The organism is Syntrophus aciditrophicus SB (assembly GCF_000013405.1).
Taxonomy (GTDB): Bacteria; Desulfobacterota; Syntrophia; order Syntrophales; family Syntrophaceae; genus Syntrophus; species Syntrophus aciditrophicus.
In genome coordinates, this window is the sequence record NC_007759.1 from 378,297 (window position 1) to 395,439 (window position 17,143).

Annotated in this window: 14 protein-coding genes; all 14 read left to right on the forward strand. The window is 53.7% G+C overall.

All coding sequences use genetic code 11. The features are described 5' to 3' along the window. Window positions 1–42 precede the first annotated feature (42 nt). Complete coding sequence (locus SYN_RS01830; RefSeq protein WP_041584606.1) at window positions 43–1,044, forward strand: agmatinase family protein; 1,002 nt, start codon at window positions 43–45, stop codon at window positions 1,042–1,044. 141 nt (window positions 1,045–1,185) lie between these two features. After that, the gene (locus tag SYN_RS01835) at window positions 1,186–2,331 is read left to right on the forward strand and encodes an acyl-CoA dehydrogenase family protein (protein ID WP_011416294.1); all 1,146 of its coding nucleotides are present in this window, start codon (window positions 1,186–1,188) and stop codon (window positions 2,329–2,331) included. Window positions 2,332–2,346: 15 nt separating this feature from the next. Then, window positions 2,347–3,945: an amino acid adenylation domain-containing protein gene (locus SYN_RS01840; RefSeq protein WP_011416295.1), complete on the forward strand. Its 1,599-nt coding sequence runs from the start codon at window positions 2,347–2,349 to the stop codon at window positions 3,943–3,945. A gap of 14 nt (window positions 3,946–3,959) precedes the next feature. Next, on the forward strand, window positions 3,960–5,294 hold the full coding sequence (locus tag SYN_RS01845) for a glycosyltransferase family 4 protein (protein WP_011416296.1): 1,335 nt from the start codon (window positions 3,960–3,962) through the stop codon (window positions 5,292–5,294). Beyond that, complete coding sequence (locus tag SYN_RS01850) at window positions 5,284–6,162, forward strand: hypothetical protein (RefSeq protein WP_041584607.1); 879 nt, start codon at window positions 5,284–5,286, stop codon at window positions 6,160–6,162. Before SYN_RS01845 ends, SYN_RS01850 begins: the two co-directional genes overlap by 11 nt. A 130-nt stretch (window positions 6,163–6,292) precedes the next feature. After that, entirely contained in the window at window positions 6,293–7,483 is a 1,191-nt protein-coding gene (locus tag SYN_RS01855) for a glycosyltransferase family 4 protein (RefSeq protein ID WP_041584608.1), read from the forward strand. A gap of 40 nt (window positions 7,484–7,523) precedes the next feature. Next, window positions 7,524–8,630: a glycosyltransferase family 4 protein gene (locus tag SYN_RS01860; RefSeq protein WP_041584609.1), complete on the forward strand. Its 1,107-nt coding sequence runs from the start codon at window positions 7,524–7,526 to the stop codon at window positions 8,628–8,630. Window positions 8,631–8,718: 88 nt separating this feature from the next. Beyond that, complete coding sequence (locus SYN_RS16900; RefSeq protein WP_308733026.1) at window positions 8,719–9,153, forward strand: acyltransferase; 435 nt, start codon at window positions 8,719–8,721, stop codon at window positions 9,151–9,153. A 3-nt stretch (window positions 9,154–9,156) separates the two neighbouring features. Beyond that, entirely contained in the window at window positions 9,157–10,620 is a 1,464-nt protein-coding gene (locus SYN_RS14935) for a cytoplasmic protein (RefSeq protein ID WP_011416301.1), read from the forward strand. A 538-nt stretch (window positions 10,621–11,158) separates the two neighbouring features. Continuing rightward, entirely contained in the window at window positions 11,159–12,658 is a 1,500-nt protein-coding gene (locus SYN_RS01875; RefSeq protein WP_011416303.1) for a pectate lyase family protein, read from the forward strand. A 164-nt stretch (window positions 12,659–12,822) separates the two neighbouring features. After that, the gene (locus SYN_RS01880) at window positions 12,823–13,356 is read left to right on the forward strand and encodes an acyltransferase (protein ID WP_011416304.1); all 534 of its coding nucleotides are present in this window, start codon (window positions 12,823–12,825) and stop codon (window positions 13,354–13,356) included. An 82-nt stretch (window positions 13,357–13,438) separates the two neighbouring features. Then, entirely contained in the window at window positions 13,439–14,137 is a 699-nt protein-coding gene (locus SYN_RS01885; protein WP_011416305.1) for an AAA family ATPase, read from the forward strand. Next, window positions 14,134–15,717 carry an oligosaccharide flippase family protein gene (locus SYN_RS01890; RefSeq protein ID WP_011416306.1) on the forward strand — a complete coding sequence of 528 codons (1,584 nt, stop codon included), beginning with the start codon at window positions 14,134–14,136 and terminating at the stop codon, window positions 15,715–15,717. The genes SYN_RS01885 and SYN_RS01890 overlap by 4 nt, the downstream gene beginning before the upstream one ends. 18 nt (window positions 15,718–15,735) lie before the next feature. Beyond that, window positions 15,736–16,953, forward strand: coding sequence for an O-antigen ligase family protein (locus tag SYN_RS01895; RefSeq protein WP_011416307.1), 1,218 nt, complete (start codon window positions 15,736–15,738; stop codon window positions 16,951–16,953). The last annotated feature ends 190 nt before the right edge of the window (window positions 16,954–17,143 follow it).

The window sequence follows — 17,143 nt, forward strand, 5'->3', positions numbered from 1 at the left end:
ACTGTTGTCGCCGATGAACTGAATCGAATAAGGGGGATATCCATGAATCGCAAGAACGTTCCGATGGTCGCGAACAGAAAAGGCTCTTTGCCACGAGTCTATGGAGATACGCCTTCGTTCCTGGGGGTCGATGTCGTTGACATCAATCGCCTTGAGAAGGGCAGGGACGTGATCTTCTCCGGGGTGCCCTGGGAAGGAACGGTGACCTGGGGGTCTTTTTCGGGCTGCGAGCTCGCGCCGCGGGCAATCCGGCACAGCGCGGCGCGATACGGCGGATTTCTGCCGGAATACGAGCTGGATTTCTTTGACTATCTGACTGTCGCAGATGCCGGGGATGTGTCCGTTGATCCGAACAGTCCGGAAAAAACGATGAACAACATCTATTCTTCCATGGACAGGATTTACGGGAAGGGAAGCATTCCAGTCACGGTAGGCGGCGATCATTCCATTACCCCGCCCATTGTGGATGCCCTAGGCAACAACGCGAAGGGCCCTATCGGCATTCTTCATTTCGACGCTCATCTGGACAACGCGAAGGTTTTCGGTGAAGATCTGTTCGCCCGCTGCAGTCCCCTGCATCGCATCGCCCAGAATGAAAAAGTGAGAACGGAAAGCATCGTTCATATCGGCATTCGGGGGCCGAGAAATTCTCCCTCCCAGTTGGAGTATGCCTGGCAGATAGGGGCGAGAGTCTTCAACATCCGGGAGATCAGAGAAAGAGGCATGACTTCGGTCATCGACGAAGCGCTCAGGATCGCGTCAAACCAGACTGAACATGTGTATGTGACAATTTGCAGCGACTGCATTGACGCGTCCTTCAATCCCGGAGGCCCAGCGGATTTCAACGGCCTGTTTCCTCACGAATTGTTCTCGGCTCTCTACACGATCGGAAGGGCGGGGATATCCGGTTTGGACTACGTGGAAGTCTATCCGATTCAGGACCCGAATTCGTTTTCTTCTCACCTGGCTTCCTGGGCGATCATCCATGCCCTCGTGGGGCTGGCCTCGGGAAAGAAAAAAAAGAGCGAAACGGCAACGGCCTGACGCGGTCGGTTTCCCAGGGGAGGCGGGTTCTGCGGTTCCGTCCGCCTCAGGACGAGAAGGTTCAAACGACATCTGAAAGTTGCGTGTTGCAGGGATTATTCTGAATTCTTTCATTTTTCCTGAGACAACGGGAGGGAAAACATGGATTTTTCATTGACCGCCGAACAGATCAGATTCAAGGAATCCGTCGTGGAGTTCGCGCGTCGCGCCCTTAAAAACGAGGCGCTCGAACACGGCGACCCGCGGGAGTTTTACTGGGAAGGATGGCGCCGGTGCGCCGAATTCGGCATTCAGGGCATCGCGATGCCCAAAGCTTACGGGGGCCTTGAACTGGATCTGCTGACCTGCGTTCTCATCATGCAGGGGCTTGGCTACGCGTGCAGGGACGCCGGTTTGATCTTCTCCCTCAATACCCAGATCTGGACGTGTGAATGCCCCATCCTGAAATTTGGAACGGACGAGCAGAAAGAAAAGTATCTGGGGCGACTGATCAGCGGCTCCATCGTCGGCGGCCACGCCATGACGGAACCGGATTCCGGCTCCGATGCCTTCAGTATGAAGACCCGGGCGGTCAGGGACGGCGACAGGTACATTCTCAACGGGACGAAGATTTTTATCACCAATGCCCCCATCGCCGATATCCTTCTCGTCTTCGCCGTAACGAACGAGCAGAAAAAATTCGGAGGCGTTTCCGCCTTCATCGTTGAAAAGGGATTTCCCGGATTCTCCGTGGGAAAGCCCTTCAGTCTCATGGGACTCAGGAGCTGCCCCATCGGGGAAGTCATCCTGCAGGACTGCGAGGTTCCCGCCGAAAACAGACTCGGGAGCGAGGGAGCGGGCTCGGCCATTTTCAATTCCGAAATGGAGCAGGAAAGGAGCTGCCTGTTCGCCTCCCAGCTCGGCGCCATGGAAAAGATCCTGGAGGATTGTGTGCAGTACGCGAAAGCGCGATCTCAGTTCGGGCAGCCCATCGGAGATTACCAGGCCGTATCCCATAAGATTGCGGACATGAGGGTCCGGATCGAACTGTCCCGGCTGATTCTCTATCAGGTGGCCTGGATGAAGGCTTCCGGGAAACGGGCGCCCGTCGAATCTTCCATTGCCAAACTGTACGTCAGTGAAAGTTATGTTCAGACCTGCATGGATGCCCTTCAGATTCATGGCGCCTATGGTTATTCCACGGAGTTTCCCATCGAGAGGAATCTCCGTGATTCCATCGCCGGAAAAATCTATTCCGGAAGCTCCGAGATTCAGAGAAATATCCTGGCAAGCTTTCTGGGGTTATAGCGGAGGGGATAAAGAATGCCGAACCACCTACTGCACCATCAACTGACCAATACGTCCTGGCGATGCCCGGAAAAAGAAGCGGTCATCGCCGTTGATCGGTCGATATCCTACCAGGAACTGGAGGAGCGGAGCAATCAGCTTGCCTCGGTCCTCATGCGCGCCGGTGTTCAAAAGGGAGACCGGGTCGGGATATTTCTTCCCAAGTCCATCGAATCCCTGATCAGCCTGTTCGCTATTCTGAAAAACGGCTCCACTTATGTTCCCATCGATCCCAGGCTGCCTTCCGGCAGAATAGAGTACATTCTTCAAAATTGCGACATCGCGTGCATGATTTCCTCCTCCGCAACGTTGAAGAAAGTCCTGGCGGATTTGAGCGATGACCTTGCCCTGAAAAAGGTCATTCTTACCGACTGGGATGGGGATGAAAACGAAAAGCCGGAGGGACATCCGCAATTCATCCCCTGGACGAGCATCAGGGATGAGGATGGACAGAGGAATCCGGGACCGGACATCGCCGATGTCAATCCCGCCTACATCCTCTATACATCCGGATCGACGGGCACCCCCAAGGGGGTGGCCATCTCCCACTTGAATTCCCTCACGTTCGTCAATATGGCCGCTGAATATTTCGGCATCGATACTCCGGACAGGCTGGCGAGTTTCGCCCCCCTTCATTTCGATCTGTCGATCTTCGACATTTTTACCGCGGTCCGTCAAGGGGCCTCCATTGTCCTCGTCCCTGAATTTTATTCCACGTTTCCGATAAGACTCGCGGAATATATCGATAAACAGCGCGTCACCGTCTGGAATTCCGTTTCTTCCGTCCTCATCATGCTCGTGGATATGGGAAAGCTCGAGAAGTGCGGCTTTGAAACGCTCAGGCTCATTCATTTTTCCGGTGACATTCTTCCTCCCAGATACCTCCGGGAATTGAAAAGTCATATGAAAAACGCGGACTTCTACAATATCTACGGCCAGACCGAGGCGAACTCGTCCATGTGTTATCACATCGGCGCCGTTCCGCCGGGTGATCACTGGAAAATCCCCATCGGCAAACCGTTTCCCAATTTTGAAGTTTTCGCGGTCAACGAGGATGGGCGGAAAATATCCTCGCCCGGCCAGGAGGGTGAACTTTACGTCAAAAGCTCCACGGTTGCCGTCGGGTACTGGAATGACGGAGAAAGAACGAAGGAGCGATTCACTTCCAATCCCCTGGATCCGGCTGACGCGTCACGATGCTATAAAACAGGCGATATTGTAAAACTGGATGACAAAGGAAATTTTGTCTTCGTGGGGCGCAAAGACTCCATGGTGAAGAGCAGGGGGTACCGCATCGAGCTCAATGAAATCGAAATCATTCTGAACGGCCATCCCCTGGTGAGACAGGCCGTGGCCGTCGCGGCGCCCGATGAAAAAATAGGCCACCTAGTGGTCGGTTTCGCGTCGCTCGTTGAAGGAGAATCCCTGTCGGAAATCGATCTCCTTCGTTACTGTCAGGATCGTCTGCCCAAATACATGGTTCCGGAATCGATTCACTTTTTGAAGCGCCTTCCGACGACGTCGTCGGGAAAAGTGGACCGGAAAGCGATGGAAAAAGAGGCGCTGGAAGGGTAGGAGGAATTCAACCCGTGCGTATTCTTGAAATCGGCATGTTCTATGAACCGGATCTCGGCCCCGGCGCTCCCCTGTGCACGATGCTCAGCAGAGAGCTGGCCAGTCTGGGGCATCAGGTCACGGCTCTCGCCGCGGTGCCGCATTATCCAACCGGACAGGTTCAGAGAGCGTTCCGCGGCAGATGGCTCCGGACGACGGTTGAAGACGGGGTCGAGGTGGTGCGGGTTGGGCTTCCTTCGGTAAACCGGGCCGATCTCGTTCAGCGTTTTACCCAGTTTTTCTGCTATCAGGTGGGAGCCGCCCTGTCGGGACTGACCAAGAGATATGACGTTGTTCTCGCGGCGAATCCCTTTCTGATGGTGTGGCTTCCCTTTGCGCTGCTGGGAGCCCTGAAGCATAAACCGATCGTCTATATCGTACAGGATTTATATCCTGATGTCGGCATCAAACTGGGGGTCTTCAAAAACCGGTTCGTAATCAGCGCCGCAACCGCCCTGGAACGCTATTGCCTGGTGAATTCCGATGTCGTTCACATCATTTCCGATTCATTCCGGCCCAGCCTGCGCGCGCTCGGCGTATCAGACGACAAGATGGCCCTGGTGTACAACTGGGTCGATACCGATTTGGTCCGTCCCTTGCCCCGGAATAATGCATTCGCTCAGGAACATGATTTAGGGGGTCGATTCGTAATTCTCTATGCGGGAAATATCGGGTTTTCCCAGGATCTGGACAAGGTCCTGGATGCCGCCCAGGCTCTCGCGGATCAGGATGAAATCCTGTTCCTGTTCATCGGCGACGGGGTGGGGCGGGAACCTCTGATCGCGGACGCGAAAAAGAGGCGGCTGACGAATGTGAAGTTTCTGCACTACCAGCCGCGGGAACGGCTGCCGGAAGTGCTGGCTTGCGCGGATGTTTCACTGGTCATTCTGCGCGAGGGAATCGGTACGGCCTCTGTACCATCGAAGGCTCTTTCCATCCTGGCAAGCGGCAGGCCGATGGTGGCCAGTGTGGACGAAGGAAGCGACCTCTGGAATCTCGTGAAGGAAGCCGAGGCGGGGCTGTGCATCCCTCCCGGCAGTTCGAACGATCTTGTCCAGGCTATCCTGACCCTCAAGCAGGACAAGGACCTGCGGGAACGTCTGGGGAACAACGGGCGGACCTGGGCAGAAAAGCATCATTCCCCCCGGGTCGCCGCGAGAAGGTTCGAAAGTTTATTGCGGCAAGCCATTGCATGCAAAACGCGTGATGGCATCTGCCCGGCGAAAGCGTCAACTGAGCGGTCATCTTTGATTTCAGGCAGCCAAAACGAAATCGATGGTCTTAACCGAGGTGGAAAAGATGGAACCTGAAGTGTTTTCTGAATTTCTGATGCGGCAGGGTCATCATGTGGTCAAGACGGAAAGCTGCTACTGGTATGATGCTCAACCGGGTTTTTACTTCTATTTCCCGTACCACAGACTGATCAATCCGGGACAAGATGAACTGGACCGGATTTTCTGGGGGCAGCGAAGCATAGGCGTGAGATTTTTTGCGCCGATGGATTGTGTCGGAAAAGAAAGCTACTCGATCATGTGCTCCGACAAGCATTACGACATTACGTCGGTGGACGCAAAGTATGCCAGGCGCCAGACGCGGCGGGGGCTGGAAAGCTTCGAGATTCGAACATTGCCCTTCAGGGACCTGGCCACATTGGGCAACCCCTTGAACCATGACACCCTGTCCCGGCAGGAGCGCGATCCCGGCGCCTGGAACGAGCAGAAATGGCGGGAGTATTGTGAAGCGGCTGACGGTCTGGAGGGCTTTGAAGCATGGGGGGCGTTTTCGGACAAATCGCTGGCATCGTTCATGGTCACTTTCCAGATGGAGGATGTGTTCACGATCCTCCATCACAGTTCGGCAACGGAGTATCTGCGCTTTTATCCCAACAATGCGCTGGTCTATTTTGTGACCCAACTCAAGCTTTCGCAGCCGGATGTCCATGCCGTCTCCTATGGCCCTCAATCGCTGGATGCACCGGAATCCCTGGATACGTTCAAGTTCCGGATGGGTTTTCAGAAAATGCCGATGAAGCAGGCCATTGTCTTTAATCCTCTGATCAGGCCGTTTATCTGCGGACCCTTTCATAAAGCGGTTCAACTGGCCGCCCAGGCCAGACCAAAAAGTGATACGTTCAGAAAACTGGAGGGCGTTCTCCGGTTTTATCTTGAAGCCTCCTGACCGTTTGAGAAAAAACGAAAAAGAGCGCAGCGGTGTAAAAATTCGAGCCCTGCCGGAGGATGGGGAAGAGATCGCCGGCTTTCTCCGATGGGCTCGGAGGGTTTCTCCCCGATGAAGAAGGAAATGCGTGATGCGTCTTTTGTGCTTTATTGATTATCTGGGATCGGGAGGGGCTCAGCGACAGTTGACATTCCTGGCTCGGCACTTGAAAAAGTCGGGTGTCGATGTGGAGGTGCTGACCTATCATGAAAGCGATTTCTTTATCCCGGTCCTTGCGGAAGCCGGCATCAATGTCGAAACCGTCAGGGGCGGGGGGCGGTTTACGAAAGTTTTCAGCCTGCGAAAAAGCATCAGGGCCAGAAAATTCGATGTCCTTCTCGCCTTTTTGAACGCCCCCGCCCTCTATGCCGAAATCGCCGCTCTTCCCCGCAGGAGGTGGGGGCTTGTGGTATCGGAGCGGCTGGCTGTTCCGGGCAGTTCCATGGGATTCGCACGCTTTCGCCGATACCTGCACGGCCTTGCTGACTACGTCACGACGAACTCCCATACCAACCGTCTGCTGATCGAAAAAGCGGTGCCGGGATTGACCGGCAAGGTGGTCACCATCTACAACGCCCTGGATCTCGAGTATTTTTCACCGCTCCAGGGCCCTGTTCCCGCAGGGGATGGACGATTGCGCTTTGTTGTCCTGGCAAGTCATCAATTGAAAAAAAACCTGCTGGGACTCGTGGAAGCCGCGCATCAGGTGGTACAGGCCGCTCCTGAGCTCGATTTTACGATCGAATGGTTCGGCCGGTTCGATGCCGGAAAGAACGGGCCCGGGGATACGGGACCTTTTGAGCAGGCAAAACGGCGCATCGAAACCTTCCGGATTCAGGACCGCTTTATCTTCAGTGAACCCACTTCCGACGTGGCCGCGGTTTATCGCCGGGCCGATGCGCTGATCCTCCCGTCTTTTTATGAAGGTCTTCCCAATGTGGTCTGCGAGGCAATGGCGTGCGGCAGGCCGGTTTTGATGAGCAATGTGTGCGACGCGGAAAACCTCGTCAGGGAGGGAGACAACGGATTTCTCTTCGACCCGCGGGACCCGGCCGACATGGCCCGCGCAATACTTCGTTTCGCGGCCTTGAGCGGCGACGATAGGAAACTGATGGGGGAGAAGTCCCGCAAGCGCGCTGTTATCCTGTTCAATCCGGAGCGTTTTGCCGCCCACTACCGCCGTGTCCTTGAGTCGGCGATGCGGAGAGAACAGACGATCATTCCTCACTGGTGTGAGTCGATTCCTCAATCGGCCATTCGGATGATTGAAAACGAAAAATGAACCGTCCGGTCCCCCTATGGAAGAGTACGAAGGTTCAACTATGAAAATATTGCTGATTTCTCCCTTGCCGCCGCCGCCTGGAGGGATTACCACCTGGACGGAAAAATATGTTGAATGGGCGAAAGATCATTCCATTTGCGCCGAAGTCGTGAATAACGCGGTCATCGGAGGCAGAGCCACGCACCTGGGCAGCAAGAGGGAGATTTCCTCCGAGATTCAGAGAACCCGCCGGATATTGACGGAGTTGAAGCGGAAAATTTCCATGTGCCGCCCGGACGCCGTTCATCTGAATTCGCCCTGCGGCCGGTTCGGCATCATGCGGGATTACCTGTGCGCGTTGGCGGTTAAGAAGAAGGGTATTCCTGTGATTGTGCATTTCCGCTGCAATATCGAAGATCAGATCAATAACAGCAGACTCAGCCTGTACTTTTTCAAAAAGCTGGCGGCGTCAGCGAATTCCATTCTTGTATTGAACAGCCCTTCAAAGGAGTTCGTACTGAAGCACGCCCGGCGAGACAGCCGCCAGGTGGCCAATTTCATTGATGATGATTATGTCATCGAACAGCCGAAACCTATCTCTCCCGAGATCAGGAAAGTCCTGTTTGTCGGCAATGTTCTGGAATCAAAGGGAGCGAAAGAGATTGTCTCGGCTGCGTCGGATTTTCCCGGAACCGAATTCATTCTGGCCGGGCCGGTGGAAGATAAAGTTTCTTCTCTGAATGCCCCGGGCAACGTCAGGCTGCTGCGGAAGCAGATCCCTCACGAAGAGATCCGGGATCTGCTGGATGAAGCGGATGTTTTTTTGTTTCCATCCTATACCGAAGGATTTTCCAATGCGATGCTGGAAGCCATGGCGAGAGGAGTGCCGATTATCGCCACCGGGGTGGGAGCAAACGCGGACATGATCGAGGATTCCGGCGGGATGCTTGTCCGCGCCGGGAGCGTCCCGGACATCGTGCATTCCTTGAGATCAATTAGCCCGGCATCCGTGAGAGAACGCATGTCCCGCTGGAATGTAAATAAAGTCAGGGATGCGTATTTAATCAACAGAGTCATGGAATGTCTGATCGGGATTTATGATGAGGTCATCAACGATGAGAGGAAATACGGCAAGGTTCACATGGACCTTGTGTCAAATTCTCTGTGAGGCGCCTTACCGGTTGACCATCATGCCCTGGAAGAAAGCCATGCTGGCGTCATGCGGGAAGAATGTCTTATTGCAGAGAGGATGCAAAATGACCTGGCAGAATGTTTATATTGGCGATGACGTCACTGTCGGTCCCAACGCTCTGTTTCTGTGCACCCGCGCCAGGATAAGAATTGGAAGCCACACCATGTTCGGACCCGGTGTGACGATGATCACCGGCGGCCATCGGATGGATGTTGCGGGACGTTATATGAATTCAATTACCAATGATGAAAAGCTGCCCGAAAATGACAGGGATATCGTTCTTGAAGGAGACAACTGGATCGGAGCGAATGCCACGATTCTGAAAGGGGTAACCATCGGAGAAGGGGCTGTGGTGGCTGCGGGAGCGGTGGTCACTAAGAATATACCGGCATATTCCATCTGGGGCGGCGTTCCGGCTGAACGGATCGGCATGAGATTTAACGACGAAACGCTGTCAATTCATAAAGAGTTGATGAAAAAAGCAGGGTTTCCGGGCTGATGAATGATGACTGATCAGAAAACACTCAAGATTGTAGAAGACCTTTGCGGCGCGCTGGCGGAAGAAAAAGTCGATTATTGCCACTGGAAAAGCAACGAGGCCCTTGATCGTTCCGCCAGCGGCGACAATGATCTTGACCTGCTGATCGGCCGCGCCGATGTGCGGAAGCTCACCGAAATCTTATACCGCCTCGATTTTCGCGAAGCGCGGTCGGATATGGATGGAAGACTTCCGGGCATCCTTAATTATTATGGTTTCGATACCGGAACCGGACGCCTGATTCATGTCCACGCCCATTATCAACTGGTATTGGGAAGCGATCTGTCAAAGAATTATCGGATTCCGATCGAGCGGGCTTATCTGGATTCATCTGTGCAGACGGAGCTGTTCCGCGTTCCGGCCCCCGAGTTTGAACTGGTGATTTTTGTTCTGCGGATGGCGTTCAAACATATCAGCTGGGATTCGGTTCTTTTGCGGCATGGAAGCCTCTCCCCTTCCGAGTACCGCGAACTCGCCTATCTGGCGACTCCGGAGAATCTGGGGAAAGTCGGCGAAGTGCTGAGAGAGTGCCTGCCGTATCTTGATCAGGATTTGTTCGATGCCTGCCTGCAATCACTGAAGCCGGGCTGTCCCCTTGCAAAACGCGTCTGGACGGGACAGCGCCTTCAACGGAGACTGGAAGCCTGCTCCCGTTACCCGCAGGCTCTCGATATCGTCTCGAAGTTTTCGCGCCGACTGTGGGCGCCTGTTCAATCACGCATCCTTCGGCGGACTTTTAAGCGGCGCGTCACCCACGGGGGGTTGCTGATCGCCATTGTAGGCGGGGACGGCGCGGGCAAGACAACCGTAATCGAGGAAGTCCATAAATGGCTTGGCAGAAAATTCGATGTGATGAAACTGCACATGGGCAAGCCCGCAAGGTCCCGGACAACCATTTTGGGGTCGGGATTTCTGAAAATCGGCACGATGCTGGGCCTGTATCCCGCTACGGCGGATTTGTACGCCGAAGAGGCCGAATTCCCTGGATATCCCTTTCTGATCCGGATGGTCTTTCTTGCTTATGACCGCTATTTAACTTACCTCAAGGCGCGGCGCTTCGCCTCCAATGGCGGGCTGGTCATCTGCGATCGTTATTTCCTCGCTGATCTGCTGACCATGGACGGTCCCAGATGCAAGATGATGGCGAAAGCGTTCAACAGGTCGAACTTTTTCATGAACTGGCTTATAAGGATTGAGGCTTCCTGCTATGAAAAAATGATGTCGCCCGATCTGTTGATCGTTTTAAGGCTGAATCCGGAGATTGCCGTTCAGCGAAAGACGGATGAAACGGCGGTATCCGTTCGTGCCCGGTCCACTTCGATCTGGGAATACGATTGGAGCAAAACATCGGCCTGCGTAGTCGATTCCAGCCGTCCGAAAGAAGAAGTTCTTGCTCAGGTTCAGTCGCTGATCTGGCGTTACCTGTAAAAATGTCTCAATTATAATCAATACTTAAGGAGTGCTTTTCCCGTATCTGAATTGTTTGCCGCATTTTTTTGGGTTAAGAACGCTTGACAAGAGAAAGTTTTTTCAGTACAAACCCGCGGTAAGCGTAAGATGGAAAGCCGGATCAGCGCCGCAGCGGCTCTGATTGAGCTGGATTATGAGTTAGAGTGACCAGTTAAAATTCACCTGTTTGATGTGCATCGTATCTCTGGTGCACAGCGATGAGAACGCATCTCTATATCTCCCTGCTGTACTCTGTCAGAATTCTGTTAAACTGCCATTAAACTTCAATTTCTCCTGTTTCTGCATTTCTGCCTGTTCGCCATTTCGATCGATCGAAAAGCGGGCTTTCCTGAAACGGAAAATCAATTTTTTCAAAGATTCCTGCGTTCAGGAAAATTCGCGGGATTACCAGTGACCCGGACCTGCTTTTGAAGGGCGGCTGTAAGGGGCGGTCTTCACCCCGACAGGCGCCTCCACAGATGCGGCTCGTGTCCCTGGTGAGAGGAGAGAAAAGTTCATGAAGAAGATCGTGAAATGGATGTTGATGATTTGTCTGGTGCTGCTGCCAATGGAAAGCTTTGCCGTTGTCGCTTTTCCGGGAGCGGAAGGTTATGGAGCAAACACCATCGGAGGGAGAGGGAGCTCTGCGGGTCCTTACTCATTCAGTGTCTATGAAGTAACGAATTTGAACGACAGCGGCGCCGGCAGTCTCAGGGCCGCCGTTCAGGCCAGCGGACCGAGGTTCGTCATTTTCAAAACCGGCGGGACGATCACCCTGTCGTCCACGTTGAACGTATCCAATCCCTACATCACCATCGCCGGACAGACCGCTCCAGGCGGCGGGATTACCATCAAAGGGGCGGATTTCAACATCGCGACTCATGATGTCGTCGTGCGATATCTCACCTTCAGGCGGGGGCCGGGCGGCGAGAATCATGCTGTGTCGGTATCCAAACACAACAGCAATGATGTTTACAATATTGTTGTGGATCATTGTTCGATCAGCTGGGGCACCGACGAATGCCTGGGGCAGCAATACAGGGTTTACAATATGACGGCTTCGTGGAACATGATCTACGAGGGGCTCAACTGCAGCACCCATTCCAAAGGATGCCACAGCAAAGGGGGCATGTTTGCGGGGAGATACATGAACAACGACGCTACTGCCGGCGGTGCTTATAACATCACCCTTCATCACAATCTTCTGGCTCACAACGGAGACAGAAATCCCCTGTTCGATTTAGCCGGCGCCGGACAGAGCGTCAACAACGTCACCTATAACGCGAAGTCCCGCACCCATTCGATTTACGATCGCGGCGAATATACGAGGGCGGCGTATAATATTATCAAGAACTATTCGAAAGCCGGTCCCCACAGCGCGACAAAGCCCTATACCGTTCAAGTCTGGAAATATACGCCGAATTCAATCTCCTTCGGCATGTATGTGGAGGGAAATATCGATTCATACAGAACTTCCGATTCCCTGGCGCAGAATTTATGCGTGGAATCCGGATCGAGAGGATACCTGGCAGGAAGCAGATATTCTCAGCCTTCAATTAAGGAGACGTCGGCCGCGCAGGCCTATGCGGACGTTATTGCCGATGGCGGGGCGGGAAACAGCAGGATGCTCAATGCAGACGGCACCTGGACAAACCGGAGAGACGCCCATGATGCCAGGGTGATCAATGATGTTAAAAATGGAAAGGCTTCATACGGGGACGGCCTGATTAATGATCCCTCGAACGTCGGCGGATGGCTGTCCATTTCAGCAGGTACAGGGTATAAGGATTCAGACCGCGACGGGATGCCTGATGCGTGGGAAACCGCGAAAGGCCTCAATCCCAATAATGCGGCAGATGCGCGTCTGGATTCGAACGGCAACGGATATTCGAATTTAGAGGAATTTTTAAACGGGAGCGGAAGCGCGGCGTCATCAACGACCTATTCAACGACCTCATCGCAGACAACCTCTTCTGTGCCGCCATCTTCCCCCAGCGGTCTGAAAGTTTCGCCGTAAGATCATCAGGGAGCGCCGGTCCGGAAAAACGGACCGGCGCATCATAAAAAAGAGAAAGGGCCTTTCCGCAACCAGAAGGGAAACACCGCCGTTTCCTTCCAGCCGATTTTAAAACCGAAATCCAACCCCAACTCCCCAACCCGGAACAAAATTTTCAATTTCATATGATTAAGCAGGTCTTCAACTATATACTCATGCTTCTCGGTCCGATGCGGTATGCAAGACGGCTGGGTGTAACCATTGGGGAAAATTGCAGAATCAGCACCTACAGCTGGGGAGCTGAACCTTACCTCATCGAGATCGGAAACCATGTTCATGTAACCCTGGGGGTTAAATTTGTCACCCATGATGGAGCCGTATGGGTTTTTCGAGAAAAAATTCCCGATCTGGATGTATTCGGGAAAATCAGGATCGGCGACAATACCTTTATCGGGAACAACGCGACGATCCTGCCGGGGGTGACCATCGGCAGGAATTGCATCGTCGGCGCGGAGAGCGTCGTAACCAAGTCCGTTCCTGACAACACCGTCGTGGCGGGAAATCCGGCTAAATTCGTAACGGATACGGAGAGTTATTTAAAAAAAATTGCTCCCTTGAATGCAAAAACGAAATTATTGAACCGGGAGGACAAAAAAAGAGCCGTTTTGAACCTGGATGAAAGCTCCCTCATCTTTAAAGATCCGTTGCGCCGCCCCTGACCCGCTGAATCGGAAATAAATCCTGTACAGCCCTGGAGATGTCGAGATTGTTTTATTTGCAGCCGGCGCCTGTTCATATACCATGAAAAAGCCCCTCCTTATCGTTGAGCTGGCCGGCCCCGCCGGAGTGGGAAAATCGACTTTGACCAGAGCGTTGAGCGAATCCAATGCAAACATCCGGATCGGTGAGGTCCCATACATCCGCGACGGAAGAAATTCCGGTTTTTATCTCTGGAATGCGCTTCTGCTGTTTCCCGTTTTCGCCGCGGTTGCCCTTGACAGAAGCGACCGGGCGCTTACGCCTCAGCAGATGGTGGCCATGACCATCCTCAAGGGATGGCGCCGGCGGCTGAGAGACGCGGATTCAGGAGAGGGCAAAGTGATTGTTCTGGACCAGGGACCTGTTCACATGCTGTCCGATCTGCTGCGATTCGGTCATAAAAATCTGCGCTCCACGGCTTCTTCCTGGTGGGATCGGACCTGTCGGGATTGGGCTGAAATCCTGGATGTGATCGTTTGTCTCGACGCGCCCGACCATCTTCTGCTGAAACGCGTGAGAACAAGGGAAACGAAAAACCATCGGATCAAGACATACGGCGATGAGGAGGCTGTCCGGTTTCTGGCGATGTGCCGCCGGACGCAGAACGAAACCCTCTCATCCCTGCGCGCCTGTTCCCGTGAGTTGAACGTGGTTGAGTTCGATACCTCCCAGCTGTCCCTGGGCGACACGATAGAAAAAATCCGGACACTGTTTCTAAATTCCATCAAAAAGCAGAGATGATGCCTATTTCGAGTCTTAACCGCCCATTGGAATTTGTCTCCGGCCTGCTGGCGGACACTACCCTGACCAAGAAGGCCTATCTCAATACCCTGGCGTCCATGCTGGAGTATGCTACGTCTTTGCTTGTCGGTTTTTTTCTGACGCCGTACATGGTGAAAGGGCTCGGAGATTATTCGTTCGGACTGTGGCAGGTTTTGAGTCGTCTGATCGGCTACCTCTCGCCGGCGAGCGGCCGCCCGACTCACGCGTTGAAATGGACGCTGGCCAATCAGCAGGCTTCATCGGACTATGAGCAGAAACGACGCTATGTCGGCAGTGCGTTGGCCGTATGGGCGATTTTCCTCCCGGTCGTGCTCGGACTGGGTTGCATCGTTGCCTGGTTTGTCCCCGTCTGGATCAAGGCGCCCGCCGAATTTGTCTGGACCGTGCGCGTTGTCGCTTTCGTGCTTGTGTCAAACATCCTGCTGGACGCGCTTTCATCGATACCCCAGGGGGTTCTGCAGGGTGAAAATCTGGGCTACAAGCGCATGGGGATCACGGCCGGTCTGGTTCTGTTCGGGGGAGGGGTGACATGGTTTGCCATTTATCTCAAAACCGGCATTGTCGGCGTGAGTTTTTCCGTTCTGCTGAAAACGGTTCTGGCGGGCATCGTCCTGTTTCTGATTGTCAGCCGTTACGTGAAATGGTTTGGATTCGCCAAGCCCCTGAAAACGGATATGCACGTCATGCTGGGACGCAGCGGCTGGTTTCTCGGCTGGAATCTCGTAACGACTCTGCTGATCGCCAGTGATGTCGTGGTTCTGGGGCTGTGCAGCTCGATTGTGGCGGTGACGAACTATTCCCTCACCAAATACGTTCCTGAGATGATGATCAGCATTATCGCCAACATCATCTTCGCCATCATGCCGGGGCTGGGCGGCATTATCGGCGCCGGCGACCTGAAAAGAGCCGTCCGCCTGCGCAGCGAGATTCTGTCCTTTGTCTGGCTTGTTGTAACGGTTATCGGCGCAAGCGTCCTGCTGTTGAACCGGTCTTTTCTCGAACTATGGGTGGGAACGGGCCGGTTTTCCGGCGCCCTGCCTCATCTGCTGATCGTCGTCGGGGTTATGCAGCTGATTTTCATCCGAAGCGACGCCAACATCATCGACCTGACTCTTAACCTCAGCCAAAAAGTCCTGCTGGGTTTATTGTCTGTAGCCATTTCGATTTCCGCCGCCAGCGTGATGGTAGGATACTTTCATATGGGAGTTGTCGGCTTGTGCCTCGGAATCATGAGTGGCCGCCTGATTTTAACAGCGGGCTATCCCCTGCTCATCAGCCGCTTTCTGGATATTCCGCTGTCCGCGCAGATGAAAGGCGTGGTCAGACCCATGCTGGTCACGATCCTGCTGTTCGGCAGCGCGCTTTTTCTCGATAACCTGCTGCAGACGATGCGCTGGCCGGGTTTGCACAGCTGGATCGGCTTTTTCCTTTCCGCGGCATTTGCCGGTGCGGTCGTTCTGATGTTATCTTTCTTTGGAGGCCTGACGCCGGAGCAGCGGGAGAGCATTTCCCGTCGGGTTCACAGGGCAATTACTTAGGAGTTCAGGAGTCGGATCATGAGTCAGTTAGAAATTTCACCAGTAGAGTCTACGTCGGAGTCTGCATCGGAATATTCCTCGTTCTATGTCTGGACGATATCCGGGGCAGCCTTCGTTTATGTCATCGTTGCCTTCGGCCTGAGCGCCATCCCGAGTCTGTCGCGCCTGGCGCTTTATGCATCCGTGATGCTTCTGGCGATGCTGATTCTCAGCATGGGAAAACTCAAACTGTCGCTCTGGATGCTCGTGTTGACGCTGTTTTACCTTTATCTCGCCCTGCCCGCATTGGCTTTGAGCAATGTGCCCATCTACAGACTCAGCACTCTTACCACGGTATTTCTGGGGACGCTATCGATCGGCATTGCTCTGCAAAACAGAATGCTATCCTACAAAGCGTTAACCTATGGAGCGATCGCCGCCGCGATTATCAATGTTGTGGCTATCTTCGCCGGAGTGGAAACATCCAGTCATGATGTTGAAGCCATAGGACGTTACTCGGGACTGATGGGAAACGCCAACGCCCTTGCCATCAGTATGGCCCTGGCTGCATTTCTGATATGGCTCTACCCCGAGCGCTTCAGTCGACAGGTCCGGGCGCTGGGAATATTCCTGGTGCTGTACGGAATGTATATCACGGGGTCGATCAAAGGCGTCCTGATGGCGATGGCATTGTTCGCCCTGGTTTTCATGAACCACCTGGTGAAGCTCAGCATGGTCAGAATCCTGGCCTATCTCTCCGCGGCCGCCGCGGCTGTCCTGGCGCTTTACGGGGGCCTTACGGCAATTGCCGCGAAATACAGCACACAGATCGTCGCGATTGACCGGATTCTGACCGCTTTTGCCGGAGAGAATGCCTCCATCAACGCGCGACTGTCCATGATCGATTTCGGCCTGAACCTGTGGGAGAAAGCGCCTGTATTCGGATATGGACTCAATCAGTTTGCGACTCTCAGTAAAACCGGTTCCTATGCCCATAACAATTATATTGAACTTGCCGTATCCGGCGGCATTATCGCGTTGATCTTCTTTTACGCCCTGTACGTCATAATCGCGTGCAACGCGCTGAAACAGTCCAAGGATTTTTGCATCCGCCTCCTGTTGCTCGTGGCGACTCTTTTCATGATCGATACCGCAGCCGTTTCCTTTTTAGACAAAGGGATCATGTGCATGGTGGGCGTTCTGCTCGCTGTTTCCTCCGAAGAAAAGGCAGAGGAAAGCGATAGATATCAAACGTGATAAAATGTCCGTATAAACGGTCACTTGCTATGGTTACCCTCCTGTCTCATCCCTACAAGTAAGGTTTTTGGAAGTTTAAAATCAGACTCTCCCCGATAGCATCCGGCTGATCAGATTGTTATTATAAGGAAAATTGAGACAGACGCAGCACAGGACGTAATCGTTCAGTAACGGTTCAAACCGCAGTTCA

What these genes read in the sequence shown, in the direction of transcription:
- SYN_RS01855 (WP_041584608.1), top strand. Translation starts at nt 6,293, where the DNA reads ATGCGTCTTTTGTGCTTTATTGATTATCTGGGATCGGGAGGGGCTCAG.
- SYN_RS01875 (WP_011416303.1), top strand. Translation starts at nt 11,159, where the DNA reads ATGAAGAAGATCGTGAAATGGATGTTGATGATTTGTCTGGTGCTGCTG.
- SYN_RS01890 (WP_011416306.1), top strand. Translation starts at nt 14,134, where the DNA reads ATGATGCCTATTTCGAGTCTTAACCGCCCATTGGAATTTGTCTCCGGC.
- SYN_RS01840 (WP_011416295.1), top strand. Translation starts at nt 2,347, where the DNA reads ATGCCGAACCACCTACTGCACCATCAACTGACCAATACGTCCTGGCGA.
- SYN_RS01835 (WP_011416294.1), top strand. Translation starts at nt 1,186, where the DNA reads ATGGATTTTTCATTGACCGCCGAACAGATCAGATTCAAGGAATCCGTC.
- SYN_RS16900 (WP_308733026.1), top strand. Translation starts at nt 8,719, where the DNA reads ATGACCTGGCAGAATGTTTATATTGGCGATGACGTCACTGTCGGTCCC.
- SYN_RS01880 (WP_011416304.1), top strand. Translation starts at nt 12,823, where the DNA reads ATGATTAAGCAGGTCTTCAACTATATACTCATGCTTCTCGGTCCGATG.
- SYN_RS01850 (WP_041584607.1), top strand. Translation starts at nt 5,284, where the DNA reads ATGGAACCTGAAGTGTTTTCTGAATTTCTGATGCGGCAGGGTCATCAT.
- SYN_RS01895 (WP_011416307.1), top strand. Translation starts at nt 15,736, where the DNA reads ATGAGTCAGTTAGAAATTTCACCAGTAGAGTCTACGTCGGAGTCTGCA.
- SYN_RS14935 (WP_011416301.1), top strand. Translation starts at nt 9,157, where the DNA reads ATGATGACTGATCAGAAAACACTCAAGATTGTAGAAGACCTTTGCGGC.
- SYN_RS01885 (WP_011416305.1), top strand. Translation starts at nt 13,439, where the DNA reads ATGAAAAAGCCCCTCCTTATCGTTGAGCTGGCCGGCCCCGCCGGAGTG.
- SYN_RS01860 (WP_041584609.1), top strand. Translation starts at nt 7,524, where the DNA reads ATGAAAATATTGCTGATTTCTCCCTTGCCGCCGCCGCCTGGAGGGATT.
- SYN_RS01830 (WP_041584606.1), top strand. Translation starts at nt 43, where the DNA reads ATGAATCGCAAGAACGTTCCGATGGTCGCGAACAGAAAAGGCTCTTTG.